The sequence below is a fragment of the Pseudonocardia sp. DxW genome, from assembly GCF_058448985.1.
In genome coordinates, this window is the sequence record NZ_JBZFLK010000008.1 from 276,083 (window position 1) to 298,738 (window position 22,656).

Sequence of the window (22,656 nt, forward strand, 5' to 3'; positions counted from 1 at the left end):
GCGGGCGGGCTGAGCGGCGGGCGCCGGCCGGCCCGGCGCTGGGTCCCGACGGCCGGTCGGCCCGCCGCTGCGCTGCGCGAGGCGGTGACCGCCGCGCCGGGTCGCTGCGCGACGCCGCACCCCTGGCGCGACCTCGCACCCGTTCCAGCAGGTGCGGCGACGAACTGGGGGTGCGGCACTCCGCCCGGCCCAGGCATTCGCACCCCAGCGCGACCTCGCACCTGCTCCAGGGAGTGCGACAACGAGCCAGGGGTACGAAGCCGGGCCAGGGGTGCGACAACGAGCCAGAGGTCCGACGCCCGCGCCAGAGGCCCGACGCCGGGCCAGAGGTGCGACGCCCGGACCAGGCGGGCGGGGCCGAGCCAGGGGCGCCGCATCGGCTCAGCAGGCGCTACGCCGACCCGGCAGGTGCGGCGCCGGGGTCAGCGGACGCGACGCCGATCCGGAGACGCGGCCGCACCGGACCGCACCCCGACCCACGCGATCAGCGCAGGTGCGAGTCGAACCAGTTCAGCACCCGCTCCCACGCCTCCGCGGCCGACTCCGGGTCGTCGTCGAACCGGTGCCCGGTGCTCGGGTAGACGACCACGTCGGTCGCGACACCGGAGGACTCGGCCGCGGCGCGCAGCCGCCCGACGGCGTCGCTGTCGGCCTCGGAGTAGATCCCCAGCCACGGGCAGGTCAGGTCGGGCGCCGCCTCGACCAGCGCGGGGACGCTCGGCGACGGCGAGGACTCGATGCCCTCCCCGGCGACGGTGACCGCCGCGCCGAAGGTGCGCCGGGCCGCGACCTGCAGCGCGACGGTGCCGCCGAGGTCGAACCCGAGCACGCCCATCCGGTCGGCCTCGACGCCGGTGTCGGCGAGCCAGCCGAACGTCGTGTCGCAGTCGTCCATCACCTGCTGGAAGGTCAGGCTGCCGACCCGCTCGGCGACCGTGTCGTCGTCGCCGGCGTCGGGATCGTCGTCCCCGCGGTAGAGGTGCGGTGCGACGGCCAGCCAGCCGTCCGCGGCGAGCCGGTCGACGATCCGCCGGACGATCTCGGTGACCCCCCGGGCCTCGTGCAGCACCACCACGCCACCGCGCACCGGACCGTCGGGCTCGGCGACGCTGAGCCGGAGTTCTCCCCCGTCCGTCAGCGGAACGCCCTCGATCCGGATGCCCGTCGTCATGGGCGTCACTCAACCAGAGCAGGCGTCCGGGTTTCGACCCCCGCCCGTTACCGTTGCCCGCATGACGCCGATCCGTCCCGATCTGGACACGCTGCCCGCCTACGTGCCGGGCCGGACGGTGCCCGGGGCGATCAAGCTCGCCAGCAACGAGGTCTCCGATCCACCTGCACCGCCGGTGCTCGAGGCGATCGCGCGGGCCGCGGCGGGCGCCAACCGCTACCCGGATCTCGGGGTGGTCGAGCTGACCGCGCGGCTGGCCGCGGTGCACGACCTGGAGCCGGAGCGGATCGCCGTCGGCTGCGGCTCGGTGACGCTCTGCCAGCAGCTCGTGCAGGCCACCTGCGTCGGGCCGGGCGACGAGGTGCTGTTCGCCTGGCGCTCGTTCGAGGCGTACCCGATCGTGACCCAGATCGGCGCGGCCGCGGTCCGCACGGTGCCGCTGACCGCGGACTTCCGGCACGATCTGGACGCGATGGCCGCCGCCGTCACCGAGCGCACCCGGCTGGTGTTCGTGTGCAGCCCGAACAACCCGACCGGGCCCGCGGTGCACCGCGCCGAGTTCGAGCGCTTCCTGGCCGCCGTCGGGCCGGACGTGCTGGTCGTGCTTGACGAGGCGTACGCCGAGTACGTCACCGACCCGGACGCCGTCTCCGGGCGGCCACTGCTCGACGGGCACCCGAACCTGGTCGTGCTGCGGACGTTCTCCAAGGCGTACCGGATGGCCGGCCTGCGGGTCGGCTACGCGCTCGCGTCCGCCGAGGTCGCGACGGCGCTGCGGAAGGTCTGCCCGCCGTTCAGCATCAGCGCGGTCGCGCAGGCCGGCGCGATCGCCGCGCTGGAGCACAGCGCGGAGATCCTGGCCGGCTGCGCGGACGTCGTCCGCGAGCGCGACCGGGTGGCGAACGCGTTGCGCGGCAGCGGCTTCACCGTCCCCGACAGCCAGGCGAACTTCGTCTGGCTGCCGCTCGGGGAGCGGGCCGCCGAGTTCGCCGCGCACTGCGCCGAGCGGAAGGTGATCGTGCGCCCGTTCCCGTCGGACGGCGTGCGGGTCACCGTCTCCACCCCGCAGGAGAACGACACCCTGCTCGACGTCGCCGGCGCCTTCGCGCTCTGACTCACCCCTCCAGCTGGTAGCCGGTGCCGCGCACGGTGCGGATCCGCTCGGGGCCGATCTTGCGCCGCAGGTAGGAGATGTAGACCTGCACCAGGTTCGCCGACACCGGCTCGGACCAGGCCCGGCGGGCGAGCTCGTCGTGCGTGACGACCTCGCCGGCCCGTTCGGCCAGCGCCAGCAGCAGCGCGTACTCGGTGGGCGAGAGCGCGACCCGGCGGCCGTCAGCGAACACCTGGCCGGAGTCGACGTCGACCGACACCCCGCCCTGGCCGATCACGGTGGGCGCGGGCAGCCCGACGGCGGCCCGCAGCCGCAGCCGGATCCGCGCGGCGAGCTCGTCGGGCACGAACGGCCGGACCAGGAAGTCGTCCCGGTCGCCGCGGAGCAGTCCGAGTACCCCCGCCCGGCGCTCGCGCGGGACGACGGCGATCACCGGCGTCGGCGGCGACTCCGCCTGCACCGCGCCCAGCAGGACCGTCGGATCGGGGCCGGGCAGTTCGAGATCGAGCACGACGAGATCGGCGGTTCCGGCGCGCACCGCGTCGAGCAGCTCGATGCCGTCGGCGGCGACGGCGAGGTCGAGCCCCTCGGCGCCGAGATCCTGGCGCAGGCCGCGGCCGAGCGAGGCCGATCCCGCGGACGGCGGCACCGCGAGCAGCACGGTCAGCGGACGCGACGGGGCGCGCGGCGCCGGGATGTACGGACGGGGGTCCGCACCGGACACAGCACCGGACGCAGGACCGGCGGGGGCACCGGGGGCGGGGCCGGGAAGGACACGGGGAGCGTGGTCCTTCACGGCACGGACGGTCGGGTTCGGGAAGGCGGGGAGCACATCGGTGTCACCCTCCCGCGACCGGTAGCCGGTCACAATCGGCTAACGGTGCGACGCACTGTGTCGGCGTACGTCGAACGAGTGAATCTGAGACCGCTACTGCGCCGTTCGGCGCAGAGATCCTGCCGATTTGGTCGAATTCTGCAGATCGTCGCTGATTCGCTACCTGTCGGCGCGGGGAGGCAACCACCCTTCTCAGCGAGGCTGTTCACACTGGGTCACGCTACATAGAGTCTTCGATCATGCGACGGAAGAGTTCCGCTGCGGCTGATCAGGTCGACCCCCGCTACCTGATCGAGCGGGTCGCCGCAGAGCACAGCTCCCCCTCTGTGCCCTCCCCCCGGGGCCGGCATGCCGACCCCGCGGCAGCGTCGGCCGTCCCGGCGACGACCCTGCTCGCGGAGGCCCCGGTCTCGGCGTCCGGCCGGCACCGCCGCGCACGGGACGCGGCAGACACAGCCGACCCGGCAGGCGCGGCGGGCACGGCGACCGCGCTGGCCATCGCCGAGCTGCACGAGCCGGACGACCGGCCCGCCGGCGGCCGCGCCGGGAACTCGACCGTGATCGAGATCGACCGCGCCGCGTCGGCCCGGCGCTCCCGGATCCGCCGGATCGCGCCGCTCGGCGTGGGCGCCGCGGCGATCCTGGCCGCGACGATGGTGCTCACCCTGCTGCAGCCCGGCACCGAGGACCCGTCGCTCAGCACGGCGCTGCTCGACGACTCGTCGCGCCGGTCGGCCTCGGACAGCACGCTCGCCAGCAACCCGGCCATCGGCTCCGGCGGCGGGACCGCGCTCGGCGACGCCGCGCTGGGCGCCACCGACCGGATCGGCGAGGCGATCGCGGCCCGGGAGGCCGCCGAGCGCCGCGCCGAGGAGCGCGCCCGGACCGGTGGCGGCGGCGACCGACAGCAGGCCCCCGCGGGCGGCGCCGGTGCAGGCGGCGGGAGCGCCCCCCAGGTCGCCGGCGACGGCGTGCAGGCGGCGCTGGCCCGCGGCTGGCAGGCGATCGGCGGCGACGAGTTCACCGGATCGAGCCTCGGCGGCGGCTGGTCCGCCTACGACAGCGCGGGTCACGACGGCAACGGCCGCCGCACCCCGGACGCGGTGTCGGTGGAGAACGGCAACCTGGTGATCCGCGGCGACTCCCAGGGCAACACCGGCGGCATCGCCTGGGGCACCCCGCGGCAGTACGGCAAGTGGGAGGTGCGCGCCCAGTTCCCGGCCGGGGACCGGCAGTACCACCCGGTGATCCTGCTGTGGCCCAGCGAGATCGAGTGGCCGCGAGGCGGCGAGATCGACTTCGCCGAGACCACCAGCGCCAGCGACGACGTGTCGTTCTTCCTGCACTACGGGGCGGACAACTCGCAGGTCGACGCGCGCCGCACGCTCGACATCACGCAGTGGAACAACTACGCCGTCGAGTGGACCCCGAACGCGGTGATCGGCTACATCAACGGCGAGGAGTGGTTCCGCTCCGAGGACCCGCAGACGCTGCCGCCGGGCCCGATGCACGCCGCGATCCAGCTGGACTACTTCCCCGGCGGCGGTGGCCCGCCCGCACCGAGCGAGATGCGGGTCGCCTGGATGCGCATGTACTCCTGACCTCCCGCCCGGGCACCCCCGCCGTCCGGCGCTCCCCATCGGACGGCGGGGGCGCCCGGCGGTCAGCCGGTCGCGAGCCCGAGCCGGGTGAGCAGCGGCTCGATCCGCGGGTCCCGGCCGCGGAACGCGCGGTAGGCCGTCATCGCGTCCACCGAGCCGCCGCGGGACAGCACCTCGCGGCGGAACCGGTCGCCGTTCTCCCGGCGCAGCCCGCCGTGCTCGCCGAACCAGGCGACCGTGTCGGCGTCGAGCACCTCGGCCCAGATGTAGGAGTAGTAGGCGGCCGCGTAGCCGCTGCCGCCGAAGACGTGGTTGAAGTACGTCGTCCGGTAGCGCGGCGGGATCAGCGAGTGCGCGATCCCGGCCGCCTCCAGGGCCTGCTGCTCGAACGCGCCGACGTCGGCGACCGCGTCGGCCTCCTCCGGCGAGAGCCGGTGCCACGCCTGGTCGAGCAGCGCCGCCGCCAGGTACTCGGTGGTGGCGAATCCCTCGCCGTAGCCGCGGGCGGCGAGCGCCGCCGCGAGCAGCTCGGCGGGCAGCGGCTCGCCGGTCGCGTGGTGCCGGGCGAACGACGCCAGGATCTGCGGGTCCTCCAGCCACATCTCGTTGACCTGGCTGGGGAACTCGACGAAGTCGCGGGGCACCGCGGTGGCGGCGAACGTCGGGTACTCGACGTCGGAGAACAGCGCGTGCAGGGCGTGCCCGAACTCGTGGAACAGCGTCCGGACCTCGTCCAGCGACAGCAGCGCCGGCTCGCCGGCGGCCGGCTTCACCAGGTTCAGCGTGTTCAGCACGACCGGGGTCGTCCCGAGCAACGACGATTGCGTGACCAGCGAGTTCATCCAGGCACCACCGCGCTTCGACGGCCGCGCCCACAGGTCCGCACCGAACAGGCCGAGCACCGCGCCGGCGTCGTCGCTGACCTCCCACCAGCGGACGTCGGGGTGGTAGGCGGGCAGGTCGGTGCGCTCGGCGAACCGGATGCCGTAGAGCTCCCCGGCGGCCCGGAACACGCCGTCGGTGATCACCCGCTCGGCCTCCAGGTACGGCCGCAGCGCCGCGTCGTCGACGGCGAGCCGCTCCCGGCGGAACCGCTCGGCGTGGAACGCGCGGTCCCACGGCTCGAGCTCGGTCCCGGCGAGCCCGGCGAGGTCGGCCAGCTCCCGGTCGGCGTTCGCGACGGCGCCCGGGACCAGCGACTCCAGCATCTCCCGGGCCGCCTGCGCGGTGCCCGCGGTCGTGTCGTCGATCACGTAGGACGCGTGGTCCGGGTAGCCGAGCAGCCGCGCCCGCTCGGCCCGCACCCGCACGATCCGCAGCACGGTCGCGCGGGTGTCGTGCTCGCCGTCCAGCCCGCGCGACACCGACGCGCGGTGCAGCTCCTCGCGCAGCGACCGGTCGGTCAGCGCCCCGAGGGCGGGCTGGCCGGTCGGCAGCACCAGGGTGAGCAGCCAGCCGTCGTCGTACCCGCGGTCGGTGGCCGCCGCCGCGGCGGCCGCGATCGCGTCGTCGGAGAGCCCGTCGAGCCGGGACCGGTCGGTGACGTGCACCGCTGCCGCGTTCGCCCCGGCCAGCAGCATCGCGCCGAACGCGGTGGTCAGCCCGGACAGCTCCTCGTTCAGCTCCCGCAGCCGGGCCTGTTCGGTCGCACCGAGCTGCGCCCCGGCCCGGACCATGTCCCGGTGGTGGCGCTCCAGCAGCCGCAGCGACTCGGCGCCGAGCCCGAGGGTGTCCCGGCGGGCGTGCAGCGCGTCGATCCGGGCGAACAGCTCGGGATCGAGCCGGATCGCGTCGACGTGCGCGGCGAGCAGCGGCGCGACCCGGGCCTCGATCTCCTGGATCGCCGGGGAGGTGTGCGCCGACACCCGGGTGAAGAACAGCGCCGACACCCGGTCCAGCACGGAGCCGGAACGCTCCAGCGCGGCCACCGTGTTCTCGAAGGTCGGCTCCCCGGCGCCGACGATCGCGGCCACCTCGGCGCGCTGCTGCGCCATCCCGGCCTCGAACGCGGGCAGGTAGTGGTCGTCGCGGATCCGGGTGGTGTCGGGGAGTGCGAACGGCAGCTCGCTCGGGGTGAGGAACGGGTTCTCCGCGGTCGTCATACCGGCGACACTACGAGCCCAGGTCCCGGCGCATCGCCAGCCGCGGCCAGACGTCCAGGCCGCGGGCGATCTCGGCGTCCCGGACCGCCCGCAGACCGGGGCCGAGCTCGATCAGCTCGCGGAACCCGAGCCGCAGCCAGTACGGCCCGTTCCACGGCACGTCCCGGTAGGTGGTGAGGGTCAGCGCGGGCAGCCGCCGGTCGCGGGCCCACCCGGCCAGGTGCTCGACGAGTGCCTCGCCGATCCGGGCGCCGCGCATCCGGGGCAGCACCGACACCTGCTCCAGGTGCGCGCAGCCGTCGACGAGCTCGGTGAGCAGGTACCCGGCCGGGCGTCCGTCGTGCTCGGCGACGAACGCGCGCCCGGCCGTCGCGTAGGCCGCCAGCAGCGCGGCCGGTGGCGGCTCGTCGTCGGCGACGACGTCCAGCCCGATCTCCCGGAACGGCTCGCCCGCGGCCCGCTCGATCTCGCGCAGCGCCGGTGCGTCGGCCGGGACGGCGGGCCGGATCACGACGCCACCACCAGGTCGGCGGCCCGCTCGCCGATCATCACGGCGGTGGCGGCCGGGCCGCGCCGCGGGACCGACGGCAGGATCGAGGTGTCCGCGACCCGCAGCCCGGCCAGGCCGTGCACCCGCAGGTCCGGCCCGACGACGGCGTCCGGCCCGGTGCCCATCCGCGCACTGCCGGACAGGTGCACCGAGGTGGTCAGCCGCCCCTGCACCCACTCGTCGAGCCGGGTGTCGTTGCCCAGCTCCCAGCCGGCCGGGCCGCCGTCGTCCGCCCCGGCCCGGTCCCAGCCGGCCACCCGCAGGATCTCCGCGCCGATCCGGACCGCGGCCCGCATCCGGTGCCGGTCCGAGGTGCTGCGCAGGTAGCGGAAGTCCAGCCGCGGCGGGTCCGCCGGGTCCGGTGAGGTGACCGCGAGCATCCCGCGGCTGTCCGGGCGCTGCACGGCGCACATCAGGTGTGCCGGGCCGCCCGGCGCGAACGGATGAGCGAACAACAGGACCTCCAGGTCGCCGGCCGGGTCGGTGCCCGAGTCCAGGTTCAGCGCGGCCTGGCCGGCCACCGCGTCCGGGTCCGGATCGGGCAGCCCGCTGCGCAGCGGCAGGAACACCGCCGGATGGTCCGACCAGCCGCGGCCGACGCCCGGCAGCTCGTGCCGGACCGGGACCCCGGCCGCGCGCAGGGTGTCCTCCGGCCCGATCCCGGACCGCTGCAGCAGCGCCGGGGTGCCCACCGCACCGGCACTGACGACGACCTCCCCGGCGAGCAGCTCGTCGTCGCCGATCCGGACGCCGTGCACCCGGCCGCCGGAGTGCAGCAGGGTGTCGACGGCCCGGCCGCCGAGCACGGTCAGCGCGTCGCACCACTCGGCCTCGCCCCACGGCGGCGGCAGGTACGCGGTCGCCGAGCTGATCCGCCGGCCGTCGACGGCGTTCGTGGGGACCGGGCCCGCGCCGGGCGGGTCGCCGGAGTTCTTGTCCGGCTCCGCCGGGTAGCCCAGCTCGGCGCAGGCCCGCAGGAACGGTTCGGTGACCGGGGCCAGCAGCGGGCCGGCCGGCCGGGAGATCCGCAGCGGCCCGGAGTCGCCGTGCACGTCGGCGGTGCAGAAGTCGAGATCGCGCTCCAGCCGCCGGTAGTAGGGCAGCACGTCGTCGTAGGACCAGTCCGGGACGGCCCAGTCCGCGAAGTCGGCGGGAACCGCGCGCACGAAGTAGCCGCCGTTGATCGCGCCGGAGCCTCCGAGCACCCGGCCGCGCGGCACCGTCGCCTCCCGGCCGTGCGCCAGCGTCGCGTGGTACGCCCAGTTCAGCACGTGCCCGGGCGCGGTCGCGGCGAGCGAGGCGATCGGCGTCGACTCCGGCGGGACGACGACGGCGCCGGCCTCCACCAGCGCCGTCCGGATCCCGCGCGCGGCGAGCCGCCCGGCCAGCGCGCAGCCCGCTGACCCGGCGCCGACCACCACCACGTCGAAGGTCTCCGTCATCGCCGCCATCATCACTGACAGGATGCCTCACGTGACCGACGCCGCCCGTGATCTCTCCGCGTTCCTCACCGCGAGCCCGTCGCCGTACCACGCGGTGGCCGAGGCCGTCCGCCGGCTGACCGCCGAGGGCTTCGTCGAGCAACCCGAGGACGGCCCGTGGATCGACGGCGCCGGCGGCCGGTACCTGGTGCGCGACGGCACGATCCTGGCCTGGTGGCAGCCCGCCGGCGCGCCGCGGCCGCTGCGGGTGTTCGCCGCGCACACCGACTCGCCGGGGTTCAAGGTCAAGCCGAACCCGGACGTCGGGACGGCGGGCTGGCGGCAGGTCGGCGTCGAGGTCTACGGCGGCGCGCTGTGGAACTCGTGGCTGGACCGCGACCTGGGGCTGGCCGGGCGGCTCGCGCTGTACGACGGCCGGGTCGTGCCGGTGCTGGTGGACCGGCCGCTGCTGCGCATCCCGCAGCTCGCGATCCATCTCGACCGCGGCGTGAACCAGGGCCTCACCCTGGACCCGCAGCGGCATCTGCTGCCGGTCTGGGGGATCGGCGACCCGGCGGGCGGCGATCTCGTCGGGTTCCTGGCCGCGCTCGCCGGGGTGGACCCGGCCGACGTCGCCGCGCACGACCTGTTCACCTTCGACCTCACCCCGCCGGCCACCCTCGGCCGCGACGAGGAGCTGCTGGCCGCGCCCCGGCTGGACAACCTGGCGTCGGTGCACGCCGGGATCTCCGCACTGCTCACCGCCGCCCGGCGGGACCCGGCGACGGTACCGGTGTTCGTCGGGTTCGATCACGAGGAGATCGGCTCGGACTCGGCGACCGGGGCGGCCGGGCCGCTGCTGGAGACCGTGCTGACCCGGCTGGCCGGCGGGTTCGACGATCGCCGCACGGTGTTCGCCCGGTCGCGCTGCCTGTCGGTGGACGTCACCCACGCGGCGCACCCGAACCACCTGGACAAGCACGACACCGACCACCTGTCGCTGCCCAACCACGGGCCGTCGCTGAAGGTCAACGCGGTGCAGCGGTACGCCACCGACGCGCCCGGCGCGGCCGCCTGGAAGCGCGCCTGCCGGGCCGCCGACGTGCCGAACCAGGTGTTCGTCTCGAAGAACACGGTGCCCTGCGGGTCGACCGTCGGGCCGATCATGGCGACCCGGCTGGGGATCCGGACCGTCGACGTCGGGATCCCGGTGCTGTCCATGCACTCGGCCCGTGAGCTGTGCGGGGTGCGCGATCCGGAGCTGCTGCAGCAGGTCGGCGTCGAGTTCCTGACCGACCCGGACTGACCCGCCCCGCGCCTCCGCGCCGCCCCGGGCCCCCGCGCCGCGCACCGCCGCTCCACACCTCGTCAACCGCCCGCGCCCGCGCCGCACCACGCAGCGCACCGCGCACCGCACCTCGCACCGCCGCTCCACGCCACGCCACGCGCCGTGTCGCACCTCCCGCGCCGCGTCGCACCCCTCGCGCCACCGAGATGCAGATCAGCGGGCCCCAAAGATCAACAATTCCCGCTGATCTGCATCTCGGCGCGGAGCGGGGGCACGGCGCGGCGCGAGGGGTGCGACGCGCGGCGCGGCGCGAGGTGCGGCGCGGCGCGGCGCGGCGGGATGCGGTGCGGCGCGGCGGGATGCGGTGCGGCGCGGCGGGATCAGGCCGCGACGCGCGAACCGGGCACGTAGGCGTCGGTGTCGACGATCTGCGAGCCCATCGGGAACAGCGAAACCGGGATCAGCTTCAGGTTCGCCCAGGCCAGCGGCAGGCCGATGATCGTCACCGCGAGCGCCAGCGCGGTGGCGATGTGCCCCAGCACCAGCCACCAGCCGAACAGCAGGATCCACAGCACGTTGCCGATCATCGAGGCCACTCCGGCGGACGGGCGGCGCACCACGTCCCGGCCGAACGGCCACAGCGCGTAGAAACCGATCCGGAACGACGCGATGCCGAACGGGATCGTCACGATCAGCACGCAGGCCACGATGCCGGCGGCCATGTAGCCCAGGAACAGCCAGAAGCCCGAGAGCACCAGCCAGATGACGTTCAGGATCAGCCGCAGCATGCTTCCAGGATGCCCGGTCCGGAGGGGCCCAACTCAGGGTTCACCCTGATGTTCGCGCGAATTGTGCCGGGCGGCCGCGGGCGCTGTGCCGCCCGGCGCGCACCCCGCCCCGCGAACGGCCGCCCGCGGGGGAGGCCGGTTCACCGCACCCCCGCGACGACCGTGTCGTCACCGTGCTGCCAGACAACGCCCGCACCGCTGTAGCCCGCGTCCAGCAGGAGGCGGACGTGGTCGGCGGCGGAGAGCCGGTTGCTGCCGTCGTGGTGCTCGGACTCGCCCGCCGCGTCCTGCACCGCGGACCGTGCCCGCGCCCGCCCGTCGGTCAGGCCGGCGAGCCGGGGATCGCCGAGCAGCGCGTCCCACCAGTCGGTCCAGCCCTCCCGCCCGGTCACGCCGGACCGGCGGGCCCGCCCGGCGGCGACGGCACCGGCGAGACCGGCGAGACCGTCGGCGACGGCCAGGTGGTCACCGTTGGCCAGCAGCCCGCCGGGGGCGGTGTGTGCGGCGACCGTCCGGTAGAGCCCGGCGAGCTGCTCGGAGAGCATCCAGTGCAGCGCGGTGGTGGAGACGGCGGCGTGTACCGGGCCGGGCAGCGTGGCCGCCCAGCCGTCGGTCGCGAGATCGGCGACCGACCAGCGCGCCAGGTCGCCGTACCGGCCGCGGGCCAGCTCGACCAGCAGCGGATCGGCGTCCACCCCGACGATCAGCGCGCGCGGCACCCGCTCGGCGATCCGCGCCGCGAGCGAGCCCGGGCCGCACCCGAGATCGACGACGACCGGCTCGGCCACCTCCCGCACCGCGTGCTCAACGAGGTCGGCCAGCACCGCGAACCGCTCCTCGCGGTCCGGCACGTACCCCTCCTGCTGGGCGTCCCACCGGTCGACCCACTCCACCGCGACGTCCCGGGCCACTGCCATGATGCCACTCCATCACTGTCGTTATCCTGTTCACCAGTGACGACGGTAATGACCGAGGAGTAACTGGTCAAGTGGACTTCGACAGTCACACCAGCGATGTGCTCGCCGCTGCCGTCGCCGTGGTGAACCTGCTGACCCCGGGCGAGGCCCGCGGCCGCCCCCATCCCGGCGACGACGGGCCGGGGGTGGAGGCCGCCCTCGTCCCGCGCGAGGACCACTGGTTCGACGACCGCCCCCCGGCCGCGGAGATGGTGCTGCTGCGCGGCTGGGCGGGCCGGATGTACACGGTGTTCGCCGACGTCGAGCGTGGCGATCTCGACTCCGCCGCGGCCACGGTGAACGCGCTGCTCACCGAGACCGGCGCGGTGCCGGTGCTCGCCCGGCACGGCGACCGGCCCTGGCACCTGCACTTCCACGCGGTCGACGCGGGCTGGGCCCGCAGCTGGGCGGCGTCGATGGCGACGGCACTGGCGGTCGTCCTGGGGAACCCGGCGCACGACCGGCTCGGGGTGTGCTCCGCCCCGGCCTGTGATCGCGTCTTCATCGACGTGTCGCGCAACGGCACCCGCCGATTCTGCTCGACGGCCTGCCAGAACCGGGTCAAGGCCGCCGCGTTCCGGGCCCGGCGCCGGGAGGACTGAGTCACCCGGCCGGGATCTCCTCCACCACGCTCGCCCCCGCGCCCGGCCGCGACTCCCAGCACCAGTCCTCGTGCGACCGCAGCCGCCCGTCCGCGAGCACCTCGAGCCGCGCCTCGCACCGGCCGGAGCTCGACTCGCCGTCGACCGCGACGTGCACGTAGCGGAACCGCAGCAGGTCGCCGTCCCGGGTGCCGACCAGCCGCCCCAGCCGCACGGCGCCGCCGGCGTACTCGGCCCAGACCAGGCCGTCCGCCTCGTGGTAGCTGAACACGGTGGCCTGCCCGACCTCGCCGTCGGCGGAGTTGCTGATCCCCGCGAACCGGCGGCCGTCGACACTGGGTGCACTGCTCACCCCGCCAGCCTGGCACGGGAGGATGGCCGGGTGGAGTTCCCCGCGACGCGTCGGTGCCCGCTGGTCCGGACGGCGTCCGACAGCGGCGAGGGACCGTGGAACGAGCTGCTCGGGATCATCGCCCCGGTCGATCCGGTCGAGGACACGGCGCCGGCCACGTTCGACGTCGTCACCGAGGATCTGTTCGGCGACTGGCCGGTGGACCGGGTGGTGGCGTTCGCACTGGAGGACGGGATCGGCGAGCGGCATCCGCTGCTGTTCGTGGTGGACGAGCACACCCTGACCGACCACGGCTTCCCGCTGGTCGCCGCGGACCTGCGCGACGAGCCCGGCCGGACCCTGCGGGTCGCCGCGGCGCAGCTGTGGAGCGTGCAGAACGACGTGTCGCTGCGCGCCGTGGAGTTCGCCGCGTACGCCGACCAGGCCCAGCTGTGGCCCGACCGGGTGTTCCGCGGGTTCGGGTGACCGGCCCGGGCCCACCCCGGCGCGGCCGTCGAGAGTGGCCGCACCGACTCATGCGGAACGCTGTAGAAATGTTATCGCTAACATCATTGCGGACCTGCGCACTCGCCGCATTCTGTGACGACCACTCAGCCCAATATCCGCGATAGCGCGGTGCCCTGCGGGCAGGCCGCAACCCTTGACCATCCCGATCCGAGCAGGCACCATCCGAAAATGTGAGCGCGAACATACTACGCTCGCATCGGCAGCACCGGCGCTGCGCGGCACCTCGAGCCAGGGCAGCCTCGAGTCACGGGAGATCCGATGGACCGATCACGTGTCCGACCGACCGAGCGACGACCCCCGTCGGGGCGGGCCGGGCCGCACAGGCCGACCGGCGTCACCGGATGAGCTCCCCGGCGCTGAGCAGGCGCGGCTTCCTGGGCGCGGCCGGCCTCACCGCGGGGGCGCTGCTCACCGGATGCTCGACCGCCCCCTCCCCCGATCTCACCCTCGCCTACTGGAACTTCTTCGGCGGCGGCGACGGCGAACGGATGGTCGGCCTGGTCGACCGGTTCCGCGCCGACCACCCGCGGATCGAGGTCCGCGCCACCACCCTGGAGTGGGGGGCGCCGTACTACACGAAACTCGCGATGGCCTGCGCCGGCGGCCGCGCCCCGGACCTGGCCACGCTGCACACCTCGCGTCTGGTGACCTTCGGCCGCGACCTGCTCGAACCCTGGGACCTGGCCGAGCTGGAGGCCCGCGGCGTCCGGCTCGACGACTTCCCGCCGGCGATCACCGAGCGGCTCGCCGTCGACGGGGAGCTGGTCGGGCTCCCGCTCGACACGCACCCGATGGTCCTCTACTACAACACCGAGATCTGCGACCGGGCCGGCCTGCTCGACGCCGCGGGCGAGCTGCGCCCGCTGCACGGCCGGGACACCCTGCTCGACGCCGGCCGCCGGGCCGCCGAGGTCACCGGCGCGATCGGGATCGCGTTCGCCGCGACCGGCACGAACGAGCCGTGGATGCTGTTCTGGTCGCTGTACAACCAGGCGGGCGGCCGGATGGACCTGCCCGACGGCGGACCGGCCCGGGTCGACCGGGACGCGATGGTCACGGCGATGGGCTACCTGCAGTCCTTCTGCGACGGCACGGTCGCCTCCCCCACGCTCGACTCGGACGCCGCGGTCGCGACGTTCGCCAGCGCCCAGTCCGGGTTCTTGGTGACCGGTCCGTGGGAGTACACGTCCGCGGAGACGGCGGGCATCCCGTTCTCGATGACCCGCTTCCCGGCCGTCTTCGGCGACCGGGCGATCGTCCGGGCGGACAGCCACTGTTTCGTCGTCCCGCGGCAGGACTCGGTCGACCCGGCGGTCCGGTCGGTCGCCTACGACCTGGCGGTCTCGATGCTCGACGACAGCGTGTCCTGGGCCGAGGGCGGGCACGTCCCGGCGCTCGCCGCCGTCGCCGAGAGCCCCGAGTACCTCGCGATGCAGCCGCAGTCGCGCTACCGCGACGTGGTCGACGACGTCGAGTTCGATCCGGTCGCCTACTACTCCGGATCGGGGTCGACGATGATGAACCGGGCCGCGCAGACCCTGCAGGCCGTCGCCGGCGGCGGGCTCGCCCCCGAACGGGGCGCCGACGACCTGACCGCCTGGCTGGACGAGCAGCTGCGGCTGGAGTCCCCGCTGTGAGCGCGCCGAGCGAGGTCCGCACGCCCGCACCGGCCGGGCCCACCGGGGCCCCGGCGGCCGTCTCCCGCCACCGCCGGATCCCGCCCGGGATCTGGTTCGTGCTGCCGTTCATGCTCAGCTACGCGGCGTTCGTGATCTGGCCGCTGACCCGCGGGCTGTGGATGAGCTTCCACGACACCAGCCTGGTCCGGTCCGGCTCCGCGTTCGTCGGCCTGGACAACTACACCCGGTTGTTCGCCGATCCACTGGTGTGGTCCAGCCTCTGGACGACGCTGGTGTTCACCATCGGTTCGACCATCCCGCTGGTGCTGATCGCGCTGGTCATGGCACTGCTGGTGCACTCCGGCGCGCGCGGCCAGTGGTTCTGGCGGCTGGCCTTCTTCGCCCCGTACCTGATGCCGGTCGCCACCGTGGCGCTGATCTGGAACTGGTTGTTCCAGAACGACGTCGGCCTGCTCAACGGGCTGCTCGGCCTGGTCGGCATGCAACCGGTCGGCTGGACCAGCGACCCGTCGGTGGCGCTGTGGTCGGTGGTGCTGCTGACCGTGTGGTGGACGGTCGGGTTCAACTTCCTGCTCTACCTGGCCGCCCTGCAGGCCATCCCGCCGGACGTGCTGGAGGCCGCCGCCACCGACGGCGCCGGTCGCTGGCGGACCATCCGCTCCATCGTCATCCCGCTGATCGCGCCGACCACCGGCCTGGTGATCGTGCTGCAGCTGCTGGCCTCGCTGAAGCTGTTCGACCAGGCCTACATCCTGTTCGTCGGCGACGGCGGGCCGGAGGGCTCGGTCACCCCGGTCCTGCAGTACGTCTACGACACCGGCTTCGTCGGTTACCGGCTCGGCTACGCCTCCGCGATCTCCTACGTGTTCTTCCTGCTCATCCTGGTGATCGCACTCGCGCACGCCTGGCTCGCCGGCCGGAGGAGGTCCGCATGACCGCCACCCTCGAACCGCCCGCGACGACGTCGCACCCGGCACCCGGACGCCGCCGGATCCGGCGCAACCCGCTGGTCAGCGCCACGATCTACTCGGCGCTCGGCGCGCTCACCGTCATCTGGGCGGCGCCGCTGGTCTGGGCGGTGCTCACCTCGCTCAAGCACGAGGGCGAGACGACGACCGTCCCGCCGCAGGTGATCCCCGACTCCGGGTTCACCGCGCAGGCCTACGTCGAGGTGCTGTCGGTCGGCGACCTGACCCGCTGGTTCGTCAACAGCACGATCGTCGCCGTCGCCGTCACGCTGCTGACGCTGGCGCTGTCCGCGGCGGCCGCCTACGGGTTCTCGCGCACCCACTTCCGCGGCCGGCGGACGCTGTTCGCGATCACCGTCGCCGGGGTGATGGTGCCCTCGCAGATACTGATCGTCCCGCTCTACGAGCAGATGCTGGCCGTCGGGCTCGCCGACACCTATCTCGGCGTGATCCTGCCGCAGATCGTCGTACCGGCGATGGTGTTCATCCTGAAGAAGTTCTTCGACGCCATCCCGCACGAGCTGGAGGAGGCCGCCCGGATCGACGGCGCCGGCCCGCTGCGGATCTTCCTGACGATCGTGCTGCCGCTGTCCCGGCCGATCCTCGCCGCGGTCGCGATCTTCGTGTTCATCCAGTGCTGGAACAACTTCCTCTGGCCTTTCATCATCCTGTCCGATCCCTCGCTGATGACGCTGCCGGTCGGGCTGGTGCAGGTGCAGAGCTCGTTCGGGGTCCGCTACGCGCAGGTGATGGCGGGCGCCGTACTCGCCGGGCTCCCGCTGGTGGTCGCGTTCCTGTTCTTCCAGCGCCAGATCGTCCAGGGCATCGCCACGACCGGCCTCGGCGGCCGGTGACCACGAGTCCGTCCCCACCAGTCCTACGAAAGGAATTCCATGGCACGCGCGCACCTCTCCGTCGGCGCCGACTTCACCGCGGGCGAGGTCCCGCCCCGGCTGTTCGGCTCGTTCGTCGAGCACATGGGCCGGGGCGTCTACACCGGGATCTTCGAACCCGGGCACCCGACGGCCGACGAGCGCGGGTTCCGCGGCGACGTCCTCGACCGGGTCCGCGAGATCGGCCCGACCGTGGTGCGCTACCCGGGCGGCAACTACGTCTCCGGGCACGACTGGCGGGACGGAATCGGGCCGGTCGCCGAGCGTCCGCGACGCCTCGACCTGGCCTGGCGGACGATCGAGACCAACGAGTTCGGGCTGCACGAGTTCGTGCACTGGACGCGGGCCGCCGGCGCCGAGCCGATGATGGCCGTCAACCTGGGCACCCGCGGCGTGCAGGAGGCGCTCGACCTGGTCGAGTACGCCAACCACCCGGGCGGCACCGCCTGGTCGGACCTGCGGCGCAAGAACGGCGACGACGACCCGTTCGGCATCCGGCTGTGGTGCCTGGGCAACGAGATGGACGGCCCCTGGCAGGTCGGGCACAAGACGGCCGCCGAGTACGGCCGGCTCGCCGCCGAGGCCGGGCGGGCGATGCGCCTGGTCGACCCGTCGATCGAACTGGTCGCCTGCGGGAGCTCGCACAGCTCGATGCCGACCTTCGGCGACTGGGAGCGCACCGTCCTGGAGCTGGCCTACGACCAGGTCGACTACATCTCCGCGCACACCTACTACGAGGAGACCGACGGGCCCGGCGAGTTCCTGGCGAAGGCCGTCGACATGGACTCCTACATCCGGTCGGTGGTGGCCACCGCGGACGCCGTGCGGGCCCGCGGTCGGCACCGGCGGCGGATCCACGTCTCGTTCGACGAGTGGAACGTCTGGTACCAGAGCCGGCACCGCGCCGGCGGCATCCACCAGCAGACCGACGACTGGGCCGTCGCCCCGCGGGTGATCGAGGACGAGTACTCGGTGACCGACGCCGTCGTCGTCGGGACGATGCTGCACGCGCTGCTCCGGCACGGCGAGCGGGTGCGGATCGCCTGCCAGGCGCAGCTGGTCAACGTGATCGGGATGGTGCGCAGCGAGCCCGGCGGGGCCGCCTGGACGCAGACCGTGGCGCACCCGTTCCGGGTGATGCGCGAGCACGCCCGCGGGCAGATCCTCGACGTCCGCGCCCGGGGCGACCACTACGACGCGGGCCGGCTCGGCGACGCCCCGGTGGTCGACTCGGCGGGCACCTGGGACCCGGACGGCGGGACGCTCGCGCTGTTCCTGGCCAACCGCGACCTCACCGAGCCGGCCGAGGTGCGGATCGCGCTGCACGGTTTCGGGGAGCTGCGACCCGGACGGGCCGAGGTGCTGGCCGCCGGGCCGGGCCAGGACCGGCACACCACCAACAACGAGGCCGCGCCGGAGGCGGTCGGGATGCGGCCGCTGGACGGGGTGCGGGTCGAGGGGGACGAGGTGTCGGTGACGCTGCCGCCGCTGTCCTGGGCGGTCGTCCCGCTTTATGTGATCTGAATCACTTGAATTGGGCGTCGTTCGCTGGAAACCTGCTGTCTTGACGGAATGCGTTCCGACGAGATCATCGCGTTTCTGGCGACCTTCCCCGGCACCCGGCTGATCGAGGCGAACGGCGACGTGTTCGCCGTTCACGATCCCGATCTCGACTACGAGCGACGCCCGCGGCAGGGCTGGGCCACGCTGGTCCACTCCGATGTCAACGACGCCTTCTCCGATCTGGACCGGCCGGGGGTGTTCCGGCTGAACATCGGACTGCCCGCGGCGCGTTTCCGGGAACTGTTCGGTGAATCGGCCGGGCACGACCCGGCCGCGCTCGACGTGCTGTTCCCGCACCCGGTCTACGCGTCGTCCCGGTGGGTGTCGGTGCTCAACCCGGACACCACCTGGCCGCTGGTGCGGGAACTGCTCGTCACCGCGCACGGGGTCGCGGGTTCCCGTTCGTCCAAGACGCGCGGGCGGACCGTGCCTACCGTCGTCCCGGACACGACCGGCACGGGCGAGGAGGACGGCGATGGCTGAGACGGACCGGGCCCCGGTGGTGCTGGGCCCCGGCGAGGGCCGGCACTACGACATGGGCCGGATCTCGGCGGTGTTCAAGGCCGACGGCGCCGAGACCGGCGGTGGCTACTCGATCTCCGAGTGGTGGCTGGAACCGCACACCGCCGGGCCGGGCGCGCACAGCCATCCCGAGGACGACGTGTTCTACGTGCTGGGCGGCACCATGTCGGTGCTGGTCGGCGACCGCTGGGTGGACGCGGCGAGGGGTGCGTTCGTCGTCGTGCCCGGCGGGGTGACGCACGACTTCGAGAACCGCGGCGACACCCCGGCGGGCGTGCTCAACCTGTCGTTCCCGGGTGGCTTCGAGCGGCACATGCCGGGCGTCGTCGACTGGTTCACCGAGCACCCGGCCGGGGACGCCGAACCTGCCTGACCCCGGCTGCCGTGGACCGATGCCGGTGACGATCCCGGCCACGCACCGGCCAGGGCCGCCTACGGGTCGCTCGGGTTCGAGCGGTGGCCGGTCGCGCGGTACTTCCGGGACCTGGGTCCCGGCGGGCTCAGCGGACCGTGATGTTCCCGAACCACGTCCCACCGACGACGACCACGTGCGGCGTCCCCGGCCGGTCCGACCCGCCCAGCCGGTCCCGGACCGTCCCGAACTGCGTGCGCACGCCGGTGAGATCGGCGGTCGCGCCCGTCGGCAGCCTGATTTCCAGGTTGCCGACGGTCAGACCCGACTCGACCAGCACGTCGCCGGTGACGAACCGGGCCCGACGCATGTCCAGCCGGGCGTTGCCGAAGCGGGACCGCACCACGACGCGTGGCGGCACCAGCCACTCCCCCGACCGCCGCAGGTCCCCGGCGGTGTTCGTCAGGTCCAGCAGCTCGCGGGTGGGCACGGCGTCGGCCGCACCGGGCAGGTCGGCGACCACCCGGTTCAGGTCCGCGCGGGTGACCGAGGTGGTGACCTGGGCGAGGCGCTCGCCGAGCTCTGTGCCGTCGATCCGGCCGTCGATGTGGTGCCGGTCCAGCAGCGCGGCGATGTGCGCCCGTTCGGCGTGAGAGACGCGCAGGTCCCGCGGTGCGTTCATGGTTCCGACGGTAGGTGGCGCGGCCGCCGGGGGCGTCGGGGTTGCCCCCGGAGCCGGGGTTCAGGGTGTGCCGCTCGCCGGCCGCAGGCCGACCCCGATCAGGACGCACGGCCGTGATGCGCTCGAACCATGCCCGGACCAGACGGGCACGTCGACTACCCCCACTCGGTTCCTCACCTCGGCCACGGCGGGTGAACCGTCTCGGGTTCGGTGCCGGCTTCATGCTGGTGGCGGCTCCGGTTGGAGCGCCGCTGGTTGAGCGTAGTAGGCAGCTTCGAACTCATCGGGTGGGACATAGCCCAGGAGGCTGTGCAGTCGCCTGTGGTTGTACCAGTCGACCCATTCCATCGTGGCGTACTCGATGTCGTCGACCGTCTTCGCCGGGCGCGCCCGAAACGGACTGTCCCTACCGATCACCTCGGTCTTGAACAGTCCAATAGTGGATTCGGCGAGTGCATTATCGTAGGCGTCGCCGACACTGCCGATCGACGCCGCGATACCCTCGATGCTGAGAGTCTCGGAGAATGCAATAGACGTGTAGTGAGACCCGGCATCGCTATGGTGAATGAGGCCGTTGCTGATTCGCCTCCCTTGGTGGTCGCGTCGCCACAAGGTCAGGCGCGCGTCGGCCACCGTGGTCGGCAGGGATCGTGGTGCGGTGACGGCCCCTCGGACCAGCCCGGCCAGGCCCTCGTCGCGCATCAACCGGTCGATCGTGCAGGCCGCCGCACGGTGGCCCTGACGGCGTAGGTGTGCGGTCATCTCTCGTCGTCCGTACATGCCTTCTGGGGTGCCTGTCGTGGCGCGCAGCGCATCGGTCAGATAGGCGTCGGTGATCGTCCGAGCCGATGGTTGGGCGGTTTTCCAGTTGCGATACGTGCGTGGGGTGACCTGGACGCCTTGCTCGGTGAGCACGCGACAGATCGACTCGACCCGATATCGACATGCACGCATCTGATCGATGAAATCACAGATCAGCGGTGGCGAGGGTCGAGTTCCCTCGCGAAGAAAATCGACGCAGCTTTGAGAACCTCGTTGGCCTCTTTCAGATCCCGGACCTCACGCTCCAGGTCCTTGATCCGCTGCCGCTCGACCGTGCTCGGCCCAGGCACCTGCTGGGCATCGACTTGCGCCTGCACCGTCCACTGGCGCAGCGACTCGACCCCCACGCCGACCTTCGGCCCGATCGCTTGACACGCCGCGTACACCGACCGGTACTCGTCGAGGTGGTCGAGCACCATCTTCACGGCCCGGGCACGCTGCTCGGGCGGGTAGCGCTCGGACATGATCCACATCCTCCACAAGGAAGGAAGCGGCACCGAACCCGGGACGGTTCAAACAACGCGTGGTCGGAGTTCGTGCCCTTCCTCGACTACGACGTCGAGATCCGCAAGGTCATCTGCTCCACGAACGCGATCTGGGTGTTTGGATCAAGGAGTCGGTCAGGGCGTTGCTTCCCCGGCCGACGCTCGAGGCGGCCAGCCCCGACTCTGAACGCAATTGACGCCGTGAGGTTGTCTTCGATTCGAAGTGTCGGGCTGGCCGCGTGAGCGCAGGCCCGCGGCGCCTGGCTTGAAGAGAGCCTGCCTGACTCAACCCAGATCTGCCGACACCGCGGGTCTGCGCTGTCCACGATAGGTCACGCAGACGGGAACAGGTGTTGACGCACGAGCACGGTGTCGCGGGGATCGACCCCCACAAGAATACGGCTACCATCGCAGTCCTCGATCATCGAGGCGGGATGGTCGACAACAAGTCATTCCCCATCACCGAGGACGGTATTGACGAGCTGCTGACATTCCTGCTTGGCGTCGAGCTGATGATCGACCGGATCGGCATCGAAGGATCGGGATATCTCGGCCGGCCGCTGGCCTTCGCGCTCGAGGCTGCCGGTTACGACGTGCGCGAGGTCCAGGCCAACCGCACCGCGGAGCGGCGCAAGCGCCGTCGCCGGGCCAAGACCGACGCCGAGGACGCGGAGGCCATCGCCCGAGAGGCTCTCAGCGACCCTGAGCTGCCCCCCGCCGGGAAGCACACCGCACCCAGCCCGTCATGGCAGACTCTCACGGTGATCCGCGACTGGCGTGAATCACTTGTCCTGCAGCGTGTCCGGCTGCTCACCGAGTCCGAAGCCGTCCTCGTCACGCTTCCCATCGCCATCCGCGCCACGTTGCCCTCGACCAGCCGCGTTCTCCCGCAGCTCCAGTCCCTGGTCGACGGCGTCGCGACCCCCGATCTGCTCGGACCAGCCGAGCGGCTCAAGCTCGACCGGCTCGCGGCCAGCCTCAGCGACATCATCACTCTGACGGCGCGGATCAAGGAACTCGACCGGCAGATTCCCGCCCTCCTCAGCGACCTTGGCTGCACCCTCACAGAGATGCGCGGGGTCGGCGTGGTCACGGCCATGGATCTTCTGGTCGAGATCGGCGATCCGTGCCGGTTCACGACCGAGGCTCAATTCGCACGCTGGTGCGGAATCGCACCCGTCGCGCTCTCATCGGGCGAAGGCCACGGGCCCGCCCGTCGGCACCGCCTCGATCTGGGCGGCAACCGAGCTGTCAATTCTGTTCTGCACATCGTGCACGTCACGCAAGTCCGATGCCACCCGCCGGCGAAAGAATACATCGCGAAACGGGTCGCCGACAATAAGACGTCATGTAGCGGCGCCCGCGGCGCAGCGCGACGTCGTCGACGCTGAGCACCGGCGGTGTCGGGGCGGCCGGTAGTGGTAGCGCCATCAGTGCGCGTA

23 protein-coding genes are annotated in these 22,656 nt (G+C 73.1%); 12 read left to right on the forward strand and 11 right to left on the reverse strand.

Going from position 1 to position 22,656, the window contains the following annotated elements; translation table 11 throughout:
- Positions 1 to 484 precede the first annotated feature (484 nt).
- Positions 485 to 1,171 carry a dienelactone hydrolase family protein gene (locus tag ACVJO7_RS15315; protein ID WP_344022844.1) on the reverse strand — a complete coding sequence of 229 codons (687 nt, stop codon included), beginning with the start codon at positions 1,169 to 1,171 and terminating at the stop codon, positions 485 to 487.
- A gap of 61 nt (positions 1,172 to 1,232) precedes the next feature.
- Here ACVJO7_RS15315 and hisC point away from each other — a divergent pair, with 61 nt between their 5' ends.
- On the forward strand, positions 1,233 to 2,285 hold the full coding sequence (gene hisC / locus ACVJO7_RS15320) for a histidinol-phosphate transaminase (RefSeq protein ID WP_491673440.1): 1,053 nt from the start codon (positions 1,233 to 1,235) through the stop codon (positions 2,283 to 2,285).
- A 1-nt stretch (position 2,286) separates the two neighbouring features.
- Here hisC and ACVJO7_RS15325 read toward each other — a convergent pair whose 3' ends face one another.
- On the reverse strand, positions 2,287 to 3,009 hold the full coding sequence (locus ACVJO7_RS15325) for a response regulator transcription factor (RefSeq protein ID WP_358480826.1): 723 nt from the start codon (positions 3,007 to 3,009) through the stop codon (positions 2,287 to 2,289).
- Between the two features lie 350 nt (positions 3,010 to 3,359).
- Between ACVJO7_RS15325 and ACVJO7_RS15330 the strand changes: the two genes are divergently transcribed.
- The gene (locus ACVJO7_RS15330) at positions 3,360 to 4,721 is read left to right on the forward strand and encodes a glycoside hydrolase family 16 protein (protein ID WP_491673441.1); all 1,362 of its coding nucleotides are present in this window, start codon (positions 3,360 to 3,362) and stop codon (positions 4,719 to 4,721) included.
- A gap of 62 nt (positions 4,722 to 4,783) precedes the next feature.
- Here ACVJO7_RS15330 and ACVJO7_RS15335 read toward each other — a convergent pair whose 3' ends face one another.
- Genes ACVJO7_RS15335 through mftG form a run of 3 tightly spaced genes read right to left on the reverse strand, consistent with a single transcriptional unit; the run spans position 4,784 to position 8,815 of the window.
- A complete protein-coding gene (locus tag ACVJO7_RS15335; protein ID WP_491673442.1) occupies positions 4,784 to 6,823 on the reverse strand; it encodes a M3 family metallopeptidase in 2,040 nt (679 codons plus the stop codon).
- A gap of 10 nt (positions 6,824 to 6,833) precedes the next feature.
- Entirely contained in the window at positions 6,834 to 7,334 is a 501-nt protein-coding gene (locus ACVJO7_RS15340; RefSeq protein ID WP_491673443.1) for a GNAT family N-acetyltransferase, read from the reverse strand.
- A complete protein-coding gene (gene mftG / locus ACVJO7_RS15345; RefSeq protein ID WP_344022831.1) occupies positions 7,331 to 8,815 on the reverse strand; it encodes a mycofactocin dehydrogenase MftG in 1,485 nt (494 codons plus the stop codon). The genes ACVJO7_RS15340 and mftG overlap by 4 nt, the downstream gene beginning before the upstream one ends.
- Positions 8,816 to 8,846: 31 nt before the next feature.
- Between mftG and ACVJO7_RS15350 the strand changes: the two genes are divergently transcribed.
- Entirely contained in the window at positions 8,847 to 10,100 is a 1,254-nt protein-coding gene (locus ACVJO7_RS15350) for a M18 family aminopeptidase (protein ID WP_344022829.1), read from the forward strand.
- Positions 10,101 to 10,462: 362 nt separating this feature from the next.
- Here the strand turns inward: ACVJO7_RS15350 and ACVJO7_RS15355 are convergent, their stop codons facing one another.
- Both ACVJO7_RS15355 and ACVJO7_RS15360 read right to left on the reverse strand, forming a co-directional pair.
- Positions 10,463 to 10,867: a YccF domain-containing protein gene (locus ACVJO7_RS15355; protein ID WP_344024383.1), complete on the reverse strand. Its 405-nt coding sequence runs from the start codon at positions 10,865 to 10,867 to the stop codon at positions 10,463 to 10,465.
- A 143-nt stretch (positions 10,868 to 11,010) separates the two neighbouring features.
- On the reverse strand, positions 11,011 to 11,787 hold the full coding sequence (locus ACVJO7_RS15360) for a class I SAM-dependent methyltransferase (protein ID WP_491673444.1): 777 nt from the start codon (positions 11,785 to 11,787) through the stop codon (positions 11,011 to 11,013).
- 71 nt (positions 11,788 to 11,858) lie between these two features.
- Between ACVJO7_RS15360 and ACVJO7_RS15365 the strand changes: the two genes are divergently transcribed.
- Positions 11,859 to 12,428 (forward strand): CGNR zinc finger domain-containing protein, encoded by a 570-nt coding sequence (locus tag ACVJO7_RS15365; protein WP_491673445.1) that lies wholly within the window; start codon positions 11,859 to 11,861, stop codon positions 12,426 to 12,428.
- A gap of 1 nt (position 12,429) precedes the next feature.
- On the opposite strand, the gene ACVJO7_RS15370 is transcribed toward ACVJO7_RS15365, so the two are convergent.
- Positions 12,430 to 12,780 carry an avidin-fold protein gene (locus ACVJO7_RS15370; protein ID WP_344024352.1) on the reverse strand — a complete coding sequence of 117 codons (351 nt, stop codon included), beginning with the start codon at positions 12,778 to 12,780 and terminating at the stop codon, positions 12,430 to 12,432.
- Positions 12,781 to 12,810: 30 nt separating this feature from the next.
- On the opposite strand from ACVJO7_RS15370, the gene ACVJO7_RS15375 reads away from it, so the two are divergent.
- From ACVJO7_RS15375 to ACVJO7_RS15405, 7 genes are all read left to right on the forward strand, one after another.
- Positions 12,811 to 13,245, forward strand: coding sequence for a DUF6924 domain-containing protein (locus tag ACVJO7_RS15375; RefSeq protein WP_491673446.1), 435 nt, complete (start codon positions 12,811 to 12,813; stop codon positions 13,243 to 13,245).
- A gap of 383 nt (positions 13,246 to 13,628) precedes the next feature.
- Positions 13,629 to 14,924: an extracellular solute-binding protein gene (locus tag ACVJO7_RS15380; RefSeq protein WP_344024344.1), complete on the forward strand. Its 1,296-nt coding sequence runs from the start codon at positions 13,629 to 13,631 to the stop codon at positions 14,922 to 14,924.
- A complete protein-coding gene (locus tag ACVJO7_RS15385; RefSeq protein WP_344024342.1) occupies positions 14,921 to 15,862 on the forward strand; it encodes a carbohydrate ABC transporter permease in 942 nt (313 codons plus the stop codon). Before ACVJO7_RS15380 ends, ACVJO7_RS15385 begins: the two co-directional genes overlap by 4 nt.
- Positions 15,859 to 16,749: a carbohydrate ABC transporter permease gene (locus ACVJO7_RS15390; RefSeq protein WP_344024340.1), complete on the forward strand. Its 891-nt coding sequence runs from the start codon at positions 15,859 to 15,861 to the stop codon at positions 16,747 to 16,749. Before ACVJO7_RS15385 ends, ACVJO7_RS15390 begins: the two co-directional genes overlap by 4 nt.
- A 39-nt stretch (positions 16,750 to 16,788) precedes the next feature.
- Positions 16,789 to 18,312 (forward strand): arabinosylfuranosidase ArfA, encoded by a 1,524-nt coding sequence (gene arfA, locus ACVJO7_RS15395; protein WP_491673447.1) that lies wholly within the window; start codon positions 16,789 to 16,791, stop codon positions 18,310 to 18,312.
- A gap of 48 nt (positions 18,313 to 18,360) precedes the next feature.
- On the forward strand, positions 18,361 to 18,834 hold the full coding sequence (locus ACVJO7_RS15400; RefSeq protein WP_491673448.1) for a DUF6194 family protein: 474 nt from the start codon (positions 18,361 to 18,363) through the stop codon (positions 18,832 to 18,834).
- Positions 18,827 to 19,246: a cupin domain-containing protein gene (locus ACVJO7_RS15405; protein WP_491673449.1), complete on the forward strand. Its 420-nt coding sequence runs from the start codon at positions 18,827 to 18,829 to the stop codon at positions 19,244 to 19,246. The genes ACVJO7_RS15400 and ACVJO7_RS15405 overlap by 8 nt, the downstream gene beginning before the upstream one ends.
- A 127-nt stretch (positions 19,247 to 19,373) precedes the next feature.
- Here ACVJO7_RS15405 and ACVJO7_RS15410 read toward each other — a convergent pair whose 3' ends face one another.
- The 3 genes from ACVJO7_RS15410 to ACVJO7_RS15420 form a co-directional block, all read right to left on the reverse strand.
- Entirely contained in the window at positions 19,374 to 19,907 is a 534-nt protein-coding gene (locus tag ACVJO7_RS15410) for a DUF1707 SHOCT-like domain-containing protein (protein WP_491673450.1), read from the reverse strand.
- Between the two features lie 219 nt (positions 19,908 to 20,126).
- Positions 20,127 to 20,822, reverse strand: a complete 696-nt coding sequence (locus ACVJO7_RS15415) for an integrase core domain-containing protein (RefSeq protein ID WP_491673451.1) — start codon at positions 20,820 to 20,822, stop codon at positions 20,127 to 20,129.
- Between the two features lie 59 nt (positions 20,823 to 20,881).
- Positions 20,882 to 21,193: a transposase gene (locus tag ACVJO7_RS15420; RefSeq protein WP_491673452.1), complete on the reverse strand. Its 312-nt coding sequence runs from the start codon at positions 21,191 to 21,193 to the stop codon at positions 20,882 to 20,884.
- Between the two features lie 371 nt (positions 21,194 to 21,564).
- On the opposite strand from ACVJO7_RS15420, the gene ACVJO7_RS15425 reads away from it, so the two are divergent.
- Positions 21,565 to 22,605 carry an IS110 family RNA-guided transposase gene (locus tag ACVJO7_RS15425; protein WP_491673453.1) on the forward strand — a complete coding sequence of 347 codons (1,041 nt, stop codon included), beginning with the start codon at positions 21,565 to 21,567 and terminating at the stop codon, positions 22,603 to 22,605.
- The last annotated feature ends 51 nt before the right edge of the window (positions 22,606 to 22,656 follow it).